This is a genomic window from Streptomyces fragilis (genome assembly GCF_003112515.1).
Classification (GTDB): Bacteria; Actinomycetota; Actinomycetes; order Streptomycetales; family Streptomycetaceae; genus Streptomyces; species Streptomyces fragilis.
In genome coordinates this window covers 215,480-229,903 of sequence record NZ_BEVZ01000002.1, presented here as the reverse complement: position 1 = coordinate 229,903, position 14,424 = coordinate 215,480, and the positions used below count along the sequence as shown (strand labels likewise).

Genomic DNA, 14,424 nt, shown 5'->3' with positions numbered 1-14,424 from the left:
CCACACACGGATCCCCCGCTAGGAGGCGGCGATGCCGACGAGGAACGTCCTTCGGGTCTCACCCCGGACGCAGGCACCGGCTCCACGGCTCGCGCAGGCGATCATCGTCGTGGCCCTGGTCCTCTACGGCACCATCACGGTGCTGAACGTGGTGCGCACCAGCCCGCCGGCGGGCGAACTGACCGTCTGCGTCGGGCTGGTGCTCGCACTGTTCGGCGTGCAGCTGGCGGTCTCCTCACCGGGGGCCCGGCAGTGGCCGCCGGGCCGCAAGGCGCTGATGCTCGGGCTCCAGGCGCTGCTCACGTTCGCGCCGCTGGCCTGGTTCGGCGTCAGCTGGGGCAGCATGGAGGGACCGCTCGCGGCCTCCCTGCTGCTGACGCTGCCGGCCCGCTACGCCTGGCCGAGCTACGGGGCGCTCATCGCGTTCATCCCGGTGTACAACCTGCTGGCGGGGGCGCCGATCGACCTGGTGGTCTACTACACCCTCGCCGGCACGCTGACCGGTCTGGTGATCTACGGCCTGACCCGCCTCACCGACCTGGTCCGCGAGGTGCACGACACCCGCGAGGAGCTGGCCCGCATGGCCGTGGCGCAGGAGCGGCTGCGGTTCGCCCGCGACCTGCACGACCTGCTGGGCTACAGCCTTTCGGCCATCACGCTGAAGGGGGAACTCATCCAGCGTCTGATCACCACGCGTCCCGAGACGGCGCGCAAGGAGATCGCCTCCGTCCTCGAGGTGGCACGCCAGGCGCTGGCCGACGTGCGCCTGGTCTCCAGCGGCTACCGCGACATGTCGCTCACCGAGGAGGCGGAGTCCGCCGGGACCGTGCTGGCCGCCGCCGACGTGCGGGCGCGGGTGGACGTGCAGTGCGGACGGCTGCACCCGGTGGTCGACACCGTCCTGGCGACGGCGCTGCGCGAGGGCGTCACCAACATCCTCCGGCACAGCCGGGTGCGGGTGTGCGCCATCGAGGCGGCCATGGACGGCGAAACGGTCCGCCTGCGGCTGACCAACGACCGGCCGCACGAGCACGGCCGGATCTTCTCCGACCACTCGGGCGGCAGCGGACTGGACAACCTGCGGTGCCGCCTGGCCGCCATCGGCGGCGGGCTCTCCGCGGGCCTCCAGGACGACGGCGGGTTCCTGCTGGAGGTGTGGGCGCCGCTGCGGCCCCAGAGCGCCGAGGAGGCGGAGCCGCTGATGTTCGAGCCGGCCCGCATGGAGAGAACCGCTGTGGCATGACCGTCATCCGACCGGGGGTAAGGATGTTGTCGGTGAGGATCCTCCTGGCGGAGGACGTTCACATGGTCCGGGGCGCGCTCGTCGCGCTGCTCCAGCTGGAACCGGACCTGCACGTGGTGTCCACCGTCGACCGCGGTGACACCATCGTCGAGGCCGCGCTGGCCTGCAAGCCGGACGTGGCGGTGATAGACGTCGACCTGCCGGGCATCGACGGGCTGACCGCGGCCGCGGAGCTGCACGAGCGGCTGCCGAGCTGCCGCACGCTGATCCTGACCACGCTCGGGCGCCCGGGCACGCTCCGCCGTGCCCTGTCCGCGCAGGTCTCCGGCTTCCTGCTCAAGGACTCGCCGCCCGACCAGCTGGCGCTGGCCGTGCGGTCGGTGGCGTCCGGCCGCCGGGTGGTGGACCCGCAGCTCGCGCTGACCGCGTGGGACTCCCCGGAGAACCCGCTGTCGCCGCGCGAGCTGGAGGTCCTACGCCTGGCCGCCCGGGGCGCCGACGCCGCCGAGATCGCCGGCTGCCTCTACCTGTCGAAGGGCACCGTCCGCAACTACCTGACGGCCATCGTCGGCAAGCTGGGCGCCCGCAACCGCATCGACGCCATCCGCATCGCCGAGGAGGCCGGCTGGCTGCCCTGAGCGGGCCGGGCCGCGGGCCGGGCCGCTCGCGCCGAGCAGCGCGTCGAGCATGCCGTCGTCGAGCATGGTGCCCACCGACAGGTCGGCCAGGTCACCGAACCCGGCGTCCCAGACGGCGACGCTCAGCACGTACCCGTCACCGGCCGGGAAGGTGCCGAACTGCCATTCCCCGCCGGGCACCGGGGTGCCGTCCGGCCGCACCAGGCGGGGTCCGGCGTCGTCCAGGGCGAAGCCGAACTCGGTGAAGCGGAAGCGCAGTCCCTGCCCGAGCGCCTTGCTGTAGGCCTCCTTCAGGGTCCACAGCCGCACCATGGTGTCGTTGCGCGCCTCCTCACCGCCCGCGTCCAGCCGCGCCTTCTCGTAGGGGGTGCACGCCTGCCGTTCGGAGCCGGTGTGCGCCAGACGCCGGTCGGCGCGCTCGACGTCCACCCCGATCCGGCCGCGGCGGGTGATGCCGACGACCATGACGTCCTCCGTGTGGCTGAGGCTGACGTCGATCTGGTCGCAGCCGCGCACGTAGGGGCGGCCGCCCGGCTGGTAGGCGAGGTCGACCAGTTCGGGCGCGGTGCCGAGGACCGCGGCCGCCGAGCAGCGCAGCATGAGCCGCGAGGCCGCGAACCGCTCCCGTGAGCGGGCCCGCCCCATGCTCTCGTAGCGCCGCCAGTCGCGTCCCAGCCGGCGCCGCAGTTCGGCCTCCGAGCCGGCCTCGGGCAGCCAGGGCCCCATCCGCGCGTACAGCACGACGGTCCCGGTGCGCAGCAGTTCGGCGCGCGCCTCGTCCCAGGGGCCGTCCGGTCCCGCGGCCCACAGCGGGCGTCCGTTCCGCTCCCTCACCGGGTGCCTCCCGGCAGGGCCGCGGCCAGCGGACCGGCGTCGAGGGCGGAGATCACCCCTGCCAGGTCGACGGCGTCGCTCTGCGGCCCCTGGCACACCGGCAGGCAGACGGGTCCGCGCGGTCCGCCGCCCATCCGCCGCAGGTAGGGGGTGAGCACGGCGCGCGGACCGATCTCGACGACGTGGCTCGGCGTCTGCTGGGCGAGCAGGCCGCGGGCCGCGTCGGCGAACCGGACGGGGGCGGTGATCTGCTCGCTCCAGTAGGAGGTGTAGAGCGGCTCGGTGGTCAGCCGCCCGTGCACGGTCGAGTAGAACGGCACCCGGGCGGCCGCCCCGCGGATCCTGCGCAGTTCGGCCTCGAACGGGGCGACCACCGGGGCCATCAGCGGCGAGTGGAAGGCGTGCGAGACGGCCAGGTGACGGCAGCGGACGGAGCGCTCGGCCAGCCGGCCCTCGATGCGGGCCAGGGCCGCCCGGTCGCCGGAGAGCACCACCGACTTGGCCGCGTTGACGGCGCCGATGCCCGCGGCGGGCTCCTCGGCGACGAGTTCGGCCGCCTCGTGCGGGGTGATGCAGACGGCCATCATGCCGCCGCCGGGCGGCAGTTCCTGCATGAGGGCGCCGCGGGCACAGGCCAGGCGGGCGGCGTCCGCGAGGGTCAGCGCGCCGGCGACGGCGGCGGCCGCGAACTCGCCGATGCCGTGGCCCAGGACGGCGACCGGGCGCACCCCGGCCTCCTCCAGGGTGCGCGCCAGGGCGTAGCCGACGGCGAACAGGGCGGGCTGGGTCAGCTCGGTGCGGTGGACGGCCGGGTCGCCGGTGAGGATCAGGTCCACCACGGACCGTCCCGTCCAGGGACGGACGGCGGCGTCCGCCTCGTCCAGGAAGGTCCGGTAGCCGGTGGAGTTGCGGTAGAGGCCGGTGGTCATGCCGGGGTGCTGGGAGCCCTGCCCGGTGAAGACGAACGCGGTCCGCACCCGGCTGCCGTCCCGGCCCGCGCCGCGCATGGCCAGCAGTTCGGCGAGCCGGCGCACGGTGGGGTACGCCTCGACGTCGTCGGGTTCGATGAGCTCTCCGAACTCCTCCTCGATGTCCCCGTACAGGCTGAGGGCCGCCACCGAGTCGAAGCCCTCCTCGACCAGCGGCACGCTGTCGTCGACGGGGTGCCCGATGTAGTGGGCGACGCGTTCGCTCAGCCATTCACGGTGCGCGACGGCGAAGTCGTCGTCGGCGTCCTTGTCGTCGTGGTGTCGCTCGTTCATGGGGGTGCTCCCTGTCGTGCTCTGCGGGGGGATGGGGGTCAGGCGAGCCGGGAGGCGTAGAGGTCGTAGCTGCGGCGGTTGTGCAGCCGCGCGACGACCTCGTCGAGTACCAGCCGTTCCTGCCCTTCCGGACGGTCGGGCAGCGGCAGCCCGAGGCGTTCGACGAGGCGGTAGAGCGCGGCGGTGACCCAGGCGGGCGCCGCGAGGAAGGCGCCGGAGGGTCCCGTGGGGGCCCTGCGCTCCTCCCGCCACACGCCGAGACAGGCCGCCGCGGCGAGGACGAGGGTGTAGCGGTCGGCGAGACCGAAGCTGCGGGGGCTGGACAGCGCCTCCCGGTCCCCCTCGGCGATGTCCTCGAACGCCTTCTGCAGGTCGGCGAGTTCGCCGGTGAGGACCCTGACCAGGAAGCGCAGGACGGGTCCGCCCTCGTCGTACGGCGGCCGGGCCGCCTCCAGGTGGTCGGTGCAGGCGACCAGGGTCGCGGCGAGCGGGTCGCCGTCGCCGAGGAGCACCAGCTGGGAGAGGTCGAGTGGGGGGAGCGCCTCGTCGTGCCGGAACAGGGAGGGCGGTGGTTCGGGGTCGGCGAACCAGGCGTGCCGCGCGAAGTAGGGCAGCTGCGGCAGGATGCTGACCTGCCGGCCGGCGCTGCCGGCGTGCCCGAGGGAGGTCACCGGCAGGTCGCGGCGCTGCTTCTGGAACATGCCGTACGCGCCGTCCTGCGCGAAGGTCTCCTCGCCCAGCACCGACGACATCTCGTCCATGCTCTCCGCGACCAGCTTGGGGGCCAGGTAGGCGGCGGCCGCCGCGTACGCGCTCATCTGCCCGGGCAGCAGGTGCAGCGCGCGGGTGGCGACCAGGGCGAGGCAGTCGATGACGAGCAGGTCGAGGAAGCCGCCGGTGAGGACGTCGCGCACGTGCCGCACGTCCAGGGACGAGCGGCCGTCGTCGCGGCGGCGGACGGCGAACCGCACCACGGTGCGCAGCGCGGTGTCGGCGCCCGCGAGGACGATCGACGGGATGAGGCCGCGGATCAGCAGCGAGGAGCGCAGCGACAGCTCGTAGCCGTCTCCGATCTCCCCCAGCACCGCGTCGGCGGGCACCGGGCAGTCGGTGATCGCCAGTCCGCCGAACTCGGCGCTGCGCATGCCGGTCGTGGTGCGGCGGGCGAGGTCGGTGACCCGGTCGGCGGGCAGCTCGTCGCGGTCGAGCAGCAGGACGCTGTGGCTGCGGCCGCGGGCGGCCGTCCCGGTGCGGGCGAAGACGACCAGGCCGGTGGCGCGGGAGGCGTTGGCGATGGCCGACTTGCTGCCGTCCAGCACCAGGCCGCCGCCGGGGACGGGCCGGGCGGTGAACTCGTCGCGGACGAAGTCGTTGCCGTGGGCGACCTCGTGCCGGGCGACGGCGATGCGCCGGCCGGTCAGCAGCAGCCGGGCGGCGTGCCGGCGCTGCTCGTCGTCGCCCGCGGTCCACACCGGGGCGGCGGCGAAGAAGCAGTTGAGGCCGTAGCCGAAGCCCAGGGAGGCGTCGCGGCGGAACACCGGGCGCAGCAGTCGGCCCAGGTGGTCCATCCGCTCGAGCCGGCCGCCGACGTCGGCGGGCACGAACTCGGCGTTGAGTCCGAAGTCGTCGAGCACCCGCTCGGCCTGCGGCAGCATCTCGCCGGCCGCGTCGGCGGCCAGCAGGGCGGCGGCGCCCAGCGGGTTGTCCGGGTCGTCGAGGGGACCGAACGCCAGCTCCAGGGCGGCCGCGCGCTCGGGTGCGCCGGTCACCGCCCGCCCCCGGCCACCAGCAGTTGCTCGACCTCGGGTTCCACGCGCTGGTGCAGCGGCGCCAGTTCGCCGCGCAGGAACAGGCGGCGCATCGCGGCCCGCTCCACCTTGCCGCTCGTGGTCCGGCGGACCGTGCCCGGCCGCACCAGCAGGACGGCGGCGGCCCGCACGTCGTACTCCTCGGTGATGCGCTGCTGGACGGCGGACGCGAGGCCGGCCAGGTCGATGTCGTAGCGGCTGCCCGCCCGCAGCTCCTGGATGACGACGATCCTCTCGCGGGCGCCGGGCACGGCGAAGGCGGTGGCCGCGCCGAACAACCCGCTGACCTGCTGGACCGTGCGCTCCAGGTCCTGCGGGTACAGGTTGCGCCCGGCGACCACGATCATGTCCTTGAGGCGGCCGGTGACGTACAGCAGGCCGTCGCGGAAGGCGCCGAGGTCTCCGGTGCGCAGGTATCCGCCGCCCTGTCCGGCGATCCGCCGGCCGAACGCGGCGGCCGTCTCGGCGGGGCGGGCCCAGTAGCCGGGGCCGACGCCCGAGCCGCGGACCCAGATCTCGCCGACGTGGCCGTCCGGGACCTCGGCGCAGCTGTCGGGGTCGACGATCCGCACGTCGGCGGAGGCGGGCGGCCCGCAGTGCGCGAGGAGGCGGGCCTGGCCGGCGGGCTCCGCGAGCCGGCCGCTCTCCAGGGCCACGGCGTCGACGGCGAGCGGGGCGCTCGGGCCGTCCTCGCGGGAGCCGGAGACCATCAGGGTGGCCTCGGCCAGGCCGTAGCAGGGCGTCAGCGCCCGCGGGTCCAGCCCGGCCGGGGCGAACCGCTCGGCGAACGCGGCCAGGGTGGTGGCGTCGACGGGCTCGCCGCCGTCGACGGCGGTCTCCCAGCAGGACAGGTCGAGCCCGGCGAGCTGGGAGTCGTTGACGCGGCGCACGCACATCTCGTACGCGAAGTCCGGGGCGGCGCTCACGGCGAGCCGGTGACGGGAGATCGTCTCCAGCCAGTTCGCGGGACGCCGGACGAAGGCGGCGGGGGTCAGCAGGACGGCGGTTCCGCCGAGCCACAGCGGGTGCAGCAGCTGCCCCACCAGGCCCATGTCGTGGTACAGCGGCAGCCAGCCGCCGACCCGGACGCCCTCGCGGGTGCCGAGCGCCTGCCGGATGGCCCGCTGGTTGGCGAGCAGGCTGCGGTGGGTGACGATCACGCCGCGGGGGTCGCGGGTCGAGCCGGAGGTGTACTGCAGGTAGGCGACCGCGTCGGCGTCCGGCGCGGCCCGCTCGCCGGTGCCGGCGTCCGCTGCCGCGGCCGGGCCGTCGGTGGGCAGGCAGACGACGTCGCCGTGGCCGGTGCGGGCGAGCAGCCGCGACACCTCGCCGGCCTCGTCGGTGGAGGTGAGCACGCAGGCCGCGGCCGTCTCCCGGACGATCCCGGCGACCCGCTGGTCGTGGTGGCCGCGCCCGTCGGGCGCGGCGACGGGCACGGCGACGGCGCCCGCGTGGAGGCAGGCGAGGAAGGCGGTGACGAACAGCTCCCGCGAGCGGTGGGCGACGAGCACCCTCTCGCCCGGGCGGACGTGCCGGGCCAGCACGGCGGCCAGGCCCCGCACCGAGCGGTCCAGGGCGGCGTAGGTGATCGTCCTCGGCAGCAGGCCGCCGCGGTGCTCGGTGAGGAGGACCAGCGCCTCCCGGTCCGGCGTCCTGACCGCCTGGGCCCGGATGTGCTCCGTCAACGTCTGGTGGTCCATCACGCCTCCCCCTCCCCCGCCGTGCGCCCGCCCCCGGGACGGGGGCCGGCCGGCTCTGCTGTCGGCGGGCGTAAGGCCCGGGCCCTCGACGCACCCGTCGAGGGGGGCTCCGCCACGCGTTGATGTGCGGCCTCGCCGCGGGCCGCCGGTCACGGGGTGTTCCCCGCGGGCCTCGGCCAGTGGCCGCCGCTCCTGACGCTCCAGCCGGCGTACGCGGGCCGGACCGCCGCGCCGGGTTCGCCCGCGCGGCGCGCCAGGGCGAGCAGCACGGCCGTGACCGCCGCCAGCTCGGCGGCGTCGGGCCGGCCGCGGACCACCTCGATACGCATCGGATTCGCCATGCCGACAGCCTGCGCCCCGCCGCTCGAAGCGGGCTCGCGTCCCGCACGCGCCGGAGCCGAGGCCCCCGGGCCGTGTCGGGCACGGTCGGGTCCTCGGCTCCGGCGGGGTGCGCATCTCAGGACAGGACGCGCTCGTAGGCGACGTGCCGGGTGCGTTCCACCTCGACGTCGGCGGTGTTCCTCATCCGGGCGAGCAGCGAGATGTGGCCGCGGCCGGCCAGCGCCCGCTCGCAGTCCTCGGTGTCGCGCCACCAGTGCACGCCCGTCCAGGCGCCGGGGTGCAGCGTGGAGCGCAGCAGGTCGCTGCCGCCGAAGCCGTCGAGTCCGGCGAAGTACTCCGTCGTCTCGGCGAACAGGCGGCGGAAGGCGGAGGAGTCGCTGCCGCCGAAGGTCCTGGCCCGGGTCAGGACGACGTTCTCCGCCCCCACCAGGGCCTCCCCGCGCAGCACCCGGCCCACGCTGACGGCCTGGTCCGCCTCGGCGTCGACCATGGGGCCGAGCTTCCTGACGTGGCCGTGGAAGGCGTCCTCGTGCACGGTGTCGAGGAAGCCGCGGGTGGTCCGCCAATGCCCGAGGTGCACGTACACGTCGGGACGGTCGACGAGCCTGACGGTGACCAGGAAGCCGAAGTCCGGCCGGCCCCGCAGGTACTGCGAGTGCTCGCGGAACGCGCGTTCGAAGCGGCCGGTGTCACCCCTGACCGTGAACCGGTTGATCACGGTGAGCGGGGTTTCCTGCCTACGCCCGGGCACGTGCTTCCTCCGCGAACCGTTTGGCGTGCTTGAGGGTGGTCGAGCTGTTGGTGCCCAGCGCCTTGCGCACCAGCGCGCGGGCCTCGGCGAGGGTGGCCTCGGGGCCGAGCGCGGTGCGCACGCCCTCCGGGTCGAGGGTGACGGTGTGCCAGGAGGTGGCCCGCACGTTGCCGTCGCCGAGCGTCTCGATCACCCAGCGCCCGGTGTGGCCGCTCATCGCGACCGGCACCTTGAGCTGCTTGTAGACGATGACGTTGCGGTCCTCGAAGACGACCCGCACCGACGTGGTGTTGTGGGTGGAGCCGTCCGGGCTCGCGGTGTCCATGTCCATGTGCTGGATGCCGGTGCCGTCCTCGGTGAGGTCGAGGCGGGCCACGTGCGGGAGCCGCTCGGGCCACAGGTCGGCACGGTCGAGGAAGGCGAAGACGTCGCCGGCCGCGCCGAAGACGGTCTCGGAGTCGCTGAACGTGAAGTGCAGTTCCTCGCGGGCGTCGCCGAGTTCGGCGGTGTTCTTCAGGGCGAGGAGTTCGGCGCGGCTGTTGCCGTCCACGGCGCGCTCGATGAGCTCCTCGGCGGCCGGGTCGCCGTCCACCGCGCGGTAGTCGTGCAGCAGCGTGACATGGGTGGAGCCGTCCTCCAGTTCCCGCAGGCGCCATTCGCCGCCCATGGAGGCGACGGGCGCGGCGGTGACGACCTGGCGGAAGGTGATGGTGCGGGCGGCCGGGTCCAGTTCGCGGCGCGAGGTCCAGGTGCGGACCTTGTCGCCGGCGACGGCCCAGATGCGCAGGAGCTGCTCGCCGCCCGCGGCGGGGGCCTCCTCCAGCACCTCGACGTGCACCGTGGGCCCGAAGACCTGCGGCCACCCGGCGACGTCGGCCACCAGCGCGTAGACGGTGTCGGCCGGCGCGGCCACGGTGATGGAGTGCTCGGTGACGTGCAGTGCTTCGGTCTCGGACGCAGCGGTCGGGGCCACGGCGAAACTCCCTTCGGACGGTCCGCCGGAGGGCGGAACTCGAGGCTGGCATGAACGGCTGGAGCGGAACTGGAGCGGCGGTGGACCGCCGGTCGGGCCGGGCGGGGGCCACCGGGGCGGCGGGCCACCGGAGCGGCGGGGCGGCGGGGCAGGACTGCGGTCAGTCGGCGGGGGTCTCGCCGGCGGCCCAGGAGGGCCGCTCGAGGACGTCGACGACGGCGCAGCCCCAGCTGTAGCCGGCGCCGACGCTGACCAGGACCACCCGGTCGCCGGGCGCCGCGCGGCCGGAGGAGACGAGGTGGTCCAGTCCGGCGAACTGGTCGCCCGCGCCGAGGTGGCCGACGGTGCGGCTGAAGTCCCAGGTGGTGCGCGCGGGGTCGATGCCGAACGGCTTGTAGTAGATGGCGGTCAGCCGGCGCCGCCCGAAGTGCGGCAGCACCACCCAGTCGGCCTCGGCGAGGTCGGAGCCCGCGTCGGCGAGGGCCTGCTTGATCACCGTCTGCTGCCCGTTGTGGGCCCGGGTGATGGCGTAGGACAGGCCGGTGCGGCCGACGAAGGCCTTCTTGGCCGCCTCGAAGTCGACGGGCATGCGGTGGCCGAACGGCGCCGTGGTGAACGGGTCGTCGCCGCGGTGCAGCGGCTCCAGCTCGGGGTCGGCGTGCAGCGCGAGGGACACCAGGCGGGCGTAGCCGCCGCGCCGGGAGAGCACCAGCGAGGTGGCGCCGTCGGCGTAGGGGGTGCCCGGGTCGGTGGTCCAGCGGTCGATGCCGGGCGCGCAGAAGCGGTCCGCGGTGGTCAGCAGGGCGTCGCCGTGGCCGTGGCCGGCCGTGAGGTAGGCGGTGGCCAGGTCGAGGGCGGCGAGTCCGCCGTTGGACATCTGGCGGATCTCGACGGCCAGGCAGCTGTTGCCCAGCGCCTCGCGCTGGATGTACGAGGCGACCGGCCACAGGTCCTGGCCCTGGTGGTAGGTGTCGGCGTGCAGCAGCAGGTCCACGTCGCCGCCGTCGCTGCCGGCCCGGCGCAGCGCGGTGCGCGCCGCGGCGGCGGCCATCTCGGCGGCCGACTCGTCGGGCGAGTACGCCACCGACTCCATGCCGGTGGCGGCGGCCGTCCCCGGCGGGCAGGCGCCGGAGGCGACGGCGTCGGCGAGCACGATGCGGGAGGGGAGCCGGGTGGAGGTCCCCCGTATGTAGACGTCTTCGGGACGCACTGTCTCTCCAGCTCTGCTTGTCGGGGGCGCGGAGGTCAGGGGCACAGCGGCTCGGCCCCGTCCGCCGCCGCGGCGACGGCGGCGCGGCGGCCGGCCGTCGGGCCCGTCCCGGCGGGTGCGGTGTCGAGCAGGACGTAGTGGACGGCGTCGAGCAGGGCGTGCCAGCTGGCCGCGGTGGTGTTGGCGTCGACGCCGACGGTGTTCCAGCGGCGGCCGCCGTCCTCGTAGGAGATCAGGACGCGGGCGGCCGCGCCGCTGCCCTTCTCGCCGCCCAGGACCCGCACCCGGTAGTCGACGAGCCGCAGCCGGGCCAGGGCGGGGAAGCAGTGGTCGAGCGCGGCGTGCAGCGCGGTGTCCAGGGCGTTGACCGGGCCGTTGCCCCGGCCGGTGGCGGTCACCGGCCGGCCGTCGACCGTCAGGGACACGCTGGCCTCGGTGCGGACCTCGTCGTCGCCGACCCCCAGCACGCCGACCGACCACGACTCCACCTCGAAGGGGCGCGGCCGCGGGGCGCCCGACAGCTCCTCGCGCAGCAGGAGTTCGAAGGAGGCGTCGGCCGACTCGAAGCTGTAGCCCACGTTCTCGAGTTCCTTCACCCGCCGCGCGGCGCGGGCCACCTCCTGGGAGCCGGCGGTCACGTCGTAGCCGAGTTCCCGGGCCTTGAGCTCGATGGAGGAGCGTCCGCCCATGTCGGAGACCAGGGTGCGCATGGCGTTGCCGACCAGGGCCGGGCGGGTGTGCTGGTAGAGGTCGGGGTCCACGCGCAGCGCGGAGGCGTGCAGTCCCGCCTTGTGGGTGAACGCCGAGGCGCCGATGTAGGGGGCGGCGACCGCCCCGGGCAGCTGGGTCAGCTCGGCCACCGCGCGGCCCGTCTCGGCGAGCGCAGCCAGCCGCTCCAGCGGCACGATCTCCCGTCCGCGCTTGAGCACCAGGTTGGCGACGACGGTGAACAGGTCGGCGTTGCCGCAGCGCTCCCCGTAGCCGTGGGCGGTGCCCTGGGCGTGGTCGGCGCCGGCGTCGACGGCCGCCATGGTGTTGGCGACGGCGCAGCCGGTGTCGTTGTGGCAGTGGATGCCGATCCGGGCGCCGGTGGCCGCCAGCGTGTCGGTGACCACGGCGGCCACCTCGTCGGGCAGCGAGCCTCCGTTGGTGTCGCACAGCACGACGGTCTCCGCGCCCGCCTCGGCGGCGGTGCGCACGACGGAGAGGGCGTAGTCGCGGTCCAGCTGGTGGCCGTCGAAGTAGTGCTCGGCGTCGACGAAGACGCGGCGGCCGGCGCGCACCAGGTGGCGCACGGTGTCGTCGACCATGGCGAGGTTCTCCGCCAGGGTGGTGCGCAGCGCGTGCAGGACGTGCCCGGTGTGGCTCTTGGCGACCAGCGTCACCACGGGCGCCCCGGAGTCCAGCAGCGCCCGCACCTGCGGGTCGTCGGCGGCCCGGACGCCGGGCCTGCGGGTGGCTCCGAAGGCGGCCAGTTCGGCGTGCTCGAGCCGCAGTTCGGTGCGGGCCCGGCGGAAGAACTCGGTGTCCCTGGGGACGGCGCCGGGCCAGCCGCCCTCGATGAACCCGATGCCGAGTCCGTCGAGCAGGCGGGCGACGGCGAGCTTGTCCTCGACCGTCAGCGCCATGCCTTCCTGCTGGGCGCCGTCGCGCAGGGTCGTGTCGTAGAGCTGGAAGCCCCGCTCGGCCATCGCCCCTCCCTAGTTCTCGCGTGCCGGCTTCTCCGGCCGCTCTCGGATGCTGTCCCCCACCGTCCGGCGACGGGCCGGAGGGCCGCTCGAGCGGGGATGGACCGGGCGGACGACGACGCGGCGGGACCGGGGGACGCGTGTCCCTCCGGTCCCGCCGCGCGGGAGGTGGTGCGAGGCCGTGCGGTCAGGAGGCCGTGGCGGTCTCCGGCTCCTTGCCGCCCTCGTTCTCCTCCTCCTCGGGCGCCTCCAGGCGCATCTGCCGCGGGATCGCGAACATCAGCGCGAAGGCGAGGGCGACCACGCCGGCGAACACCCACAGGGTGGTCCCCAGGCTGAGGGCGAAGGACTCGCCCTGCGCGTCCTTGGCGTACTCGGCGACCACCGGGGCCGACCGCTCGTCCCGCAGGGGGGCCGCGGCGCAGCTCGCGGGCGCCACCGACGGGTCCTTCTCCTCGACCCGGTCGACCGCGCACGCGCGGTAGGCGGCCACGGTGGTGTCGGCCTCGCCGGGGGTGAGGTGGGCGGTGGCGACCAGGTCGCGTCGCAGGTTCGCGGCCTGGTCGTCGATCGTGGAGCCGGTGTTGCCGCCGAGGCCCGCGAAGAAGACCACGCTGACCAGCGCGCCGCCGACCGCGAAGCCGAGCTGGGCGTTGGTGTGCACGATGCCGGAGGCGGAGCCGGCGTCCTTCTGCGGCACCTCGGAGATGACGATCTGCGGCAGCGGGGCGGCGATCAGGCCGAAGCCGAGGCCCACCAGCAGCATCGGCACCACGAGGTCCCAGGAGCTGATGGAGCTGCCGTAGTGGCTGGAGGCCCACAGGAAGTACAGCGCGCCGGTCACCGTGACGACCGCGCCGGCCTGCAGCACCTTGCGGCCGAACTTGGGCACCAGGACGACCATGGCCGCCGAGGAGGTCAGGAACGCGCCGATGCAGAAGGACAGGCTGGTCATGCCGGCCCGCATCGGGGACCAGCCGAGGCCGACCTGCATGTAGACGGTCCAGCCGATGTTGAACATGCCGATGCCGACGTAGAAGGCGAGGTTGACGCCGAGGCCGGAGGAGAAGCTGCGGATGCGGAACAGCGCGAGCTCCATCAGCGGCGAGCCGTCCAGCACCGTGCGGCGCCGCTGCCACATGACGAACGCGGCGAGGACCGGCACCGAGGCCGCCATCGACACGAAGCCCCACAGCGGCCAGCCCAGCTCACGGCCCTGCAGCAGCGGGAAGAGCAGCAGCAGGAGGCCGACGGTGGCCAGGACGACACCGCGGACGTCGAGCTTGAGGGCGTGCGGGGCACGCGACTCGCGCAGCACGCGCGGGGCGTAGATCATGCCGAGGATGCCGACCGGGATGTTGATCAGGAAGATCAGCCGCCAGCCGAGACCGAAGAGGTCCCAGTCGGCGAGCGGTCCGCCCGCGGCCATGCCGACGGCGGCGGCCAGACCGGCCACGCCTCCGTACATGGCGAACGCGCCGGCCCGCTCCTTGCCCGAGAAGGTGACGTGCAGGATGGCGAGGATCTGCGGCACCATGATGCCCGCGAAGGCGCCCTGGACCATGCGGGAGACGACCAGCTGCCACGGCTCCTGGGCGAGGCCGGCCCCCAGCGAGGCCAGGGTGAAGCCCACCACGCCCAGCAGGAACATCTTCCTGCGGCCGTAGATGTCGCCGAGGCGTCCGCCGAGGATCAGCAGCAGCGCGAAGCTGAGCTGGTAGCCGACCAGCACCCACTGGATGACGGAGTAGCCGCCGCCGATGCCCTGCTGGATCGACGGGGCGGCCACGTTGGCGATGGTGCCGTCGAGCATGTCCATGAATGCCGCGACGAGCAGCACCAGGAGGGCCATCCACCGCTTCGGGTCGGGCGTCGCCGCGCCGTCCGGGACGGGGGCGGTGCTCTCGCCCGCTGTTGGTACCTCCCTCTCCGTGGGCGGAGCCTGCTCGGAGGAAATAGCCATGGTGTACCTCTC

General features: G+C 74.6%; 11 protein-coding genes and 1 pseudogene. 2 read left to right on the top strand and 10 right to left on the bottom strand.

From position 1 onward, the window contains the following. Positions 1-31: 31 nt before the first annotated feature. On the top strand, positions 32-1,243 hold the full coding sequence (locus Sfr03f_RS03075; protein ID WP_108952135.1) for a sensor histidine kinase: 1,212 nt from the start codon (positions 32-34) through the stop codon (positions 1,241-1,243). Between the two features lie 23 nt (positions 1,244-1,266). Then, the gene (locus Sfr03f_RS03070) at positions 1,267-1,881 is read left to right on the top strand and encodes a response regulator transcription factor (RefSeq protein WP_108952134.1); all 615 of its coding nucleotides are present in this window, start codon (positions 1,267-1,269) and stop codon (positions 1,879-1,881) included. A 129-nt stretch (positions 1,882-2,010) separates the two neighbouring features. Here the strand turns inward: Sfr03f_RS03070 and Sfr03f_RS31025 are convergent. The 10 genes and pseudogenes from Sfr03f_RS31025 to Sfr03f_RS03020 form a co-directional block, all read right to left on the bottom strand. Beyond that, positions 2,011-2,346, bottom strand: a pseudogene (locus tag Sfr03f_RS31025) (4'-phosphopantetheinyl transferase family protein); the annotation flags it as partial. A gap of 365 nt (positions 2,347-2,711) precedes the next feature. Beyond that, the gene (locus Sfr03f_RS03060) at positions 2,712-3,977 is read right to left on the bottom strand and encodes an acyltransferase domain-containing protein (protein ID WP_108952133.1); all 1,266 of its coding nucleotides are present in this window, start codon (positions 3,975-3,977) and stop codon (positions 2,712-2,714) included. Positions 3,978-4,015: 38 nt separating this feature from the next. Then, complete coding sequence (locus tag Sfr03f_RS03055) at positions 4,016-5,746, bottom strand: acyl-CoA dehydrogenase family protein (protein ID WP_108952132.1); 1,731 nt, start codon at positions 5,744-5,746, stop codon at positions 4,016-4,018. Continuing rightward, the gene (locus Sfr03f_RS03050; RefSeq protein WP_108952131.1) at positions 5,743-7,485 is read right to left on the bottom strand and encodes a fatty acyl-AMP ligase; all 1,743 of its coding nucleotides are present in this window, start codon (positions 7,483-7,485) and stop codon (positions 5,743-5,745) included. Before Sfr03f_RS03050 ends, Sfr03f_RS03055 begins: the two co-directional genes overlap by 4 nt. Positions 7,486-7,634: 149 nt before the next feature. Further along, positions 7,635-7,826, bottom strand: coding sequence for an acyl-CoA carboxylase subunit epsilon (locus Sfr03f_RS03045; protein ID WP_108952130.1), 192 nt, complete (start codon positions 7,824-7,826; stop codon positions 7,635-7,637). 116 nt (positions 7,827-7,942) lie between these two features. After that, a complete protein-coding gene (locus tag Sfr03f_RS03040) occupies positions 7,943-8,578 on the bottom strand; it encodes an antibiotic biosynthesis monooxygenase family protein (RefSeq protein WP_159105527.1) in 636 nt (211 codons plus the stop codon). Next, on the bottom strand, positions 8,565-9,551 hold the full coding sequence (locus Sfr03f_RS03035; protein WP_108952128.1) for an aromatase/cyclase: 987 nt from the start codon (positions 9,549-9,551) through the stop codon (positions 8,565-8,567). Before Sfr03f_RS03035 ends, Sfr03f_RS03040 begins: the two co-directional genes overlap by 14 nt. A 160-nt stretch (positions 9,552-9,711) precedes the next feature. Beyond that, on the bottom strand, positions 9,712-10,761 hold the full coding sequence (locus Sfr03f_RS03030) for a ketoacyl-ACP synthase III family protein (RefSeq protein WP_108952127.1): 1,050 nt from the start codon (positions 10,759-10,761) through the stop codon (positions 9,712-9,714). Positions 10,762-10,796: 35 nt separating this feature from the next. Further along, complete coding sequence (gene cimA / locus Sfr03f_RS03025) at positions 10,797-12,452, bottom strand: citramalate synthase (protein WP_108952126.1); 1,656 nt, start codon at positions 12,450-12,452, stop codon at positions 10,797-10,799. A 184-nt stretch (positions 12,453-12,636) separates the two neighbouring features. After that, positions 12,637-14,412, bottom strand: coding sequence for an MFS transporter (locus Sfr03f_RS03020; protein WP_108952125.1), 1,776 nt, complete (start codon positions 14,410-14,412; stop codon positions 12,637-12,639). Positions 14,413-14,424 lie beyond the last annotated feature (12 nt).

What these genes read in the sequence shown, in the direction of transcription:
- Sfr03f_RS03075 (WP_108952135.1), top strand. Translation starts at nt 32, where the DNA reads ATGCCGACGAGGAACGTCCTTCGGGTCTCACCCCGGACGCAGGCACCG.
- Sfr03f_RS03070 (WP_108952134.1), top strand. Translation starts at nt 1,267, where the DNA reads ATGTTGTCGGTGAGGATCCTCCTGGCGGAGGACGTTCACATGGTCCGG.
- Sfr03f_RS03060 (WP_108952133.1), bottom strand. Translation starts at nt 3,977, where the DNA reads ATGAACGAGCGACACCACGACGACAAGGACGCCGACGACGACTTCGCC.
- Sfr03f_RS03050 (WP_108952131.1), bottom strand. Translation starts at nt 7,485, where the DNA reads ATGGACCACCAGACGTTGACGGAGCACATCCGGGCCCAGGCGGTCAGG.
- Sfr03f_RS03045 (WP_108952130.1), bottom strand. Translation starts at nt 7,826, where the DNA reads ATGGCGAATCCGATGCGTATCGAGGTGGTCCGCGGCCGGCCCGACGCC.
- cimA (WP_108952126.1), bottom strand. Translation starts at nt 12,452, where the DNA reads ATGGCCGAGCGGGGCTTCCAGCTCTACGACACGACCCTGCGCGACGGC.
- Sfr03f_RS03020 (WP_108952125.1), bottom strand. Translation starts at nt 14,412, where the DNA reads ATGGCTATTTCCTCCGAGCAGGCTCCGCCCACGGAGAGGGAGGTACCA.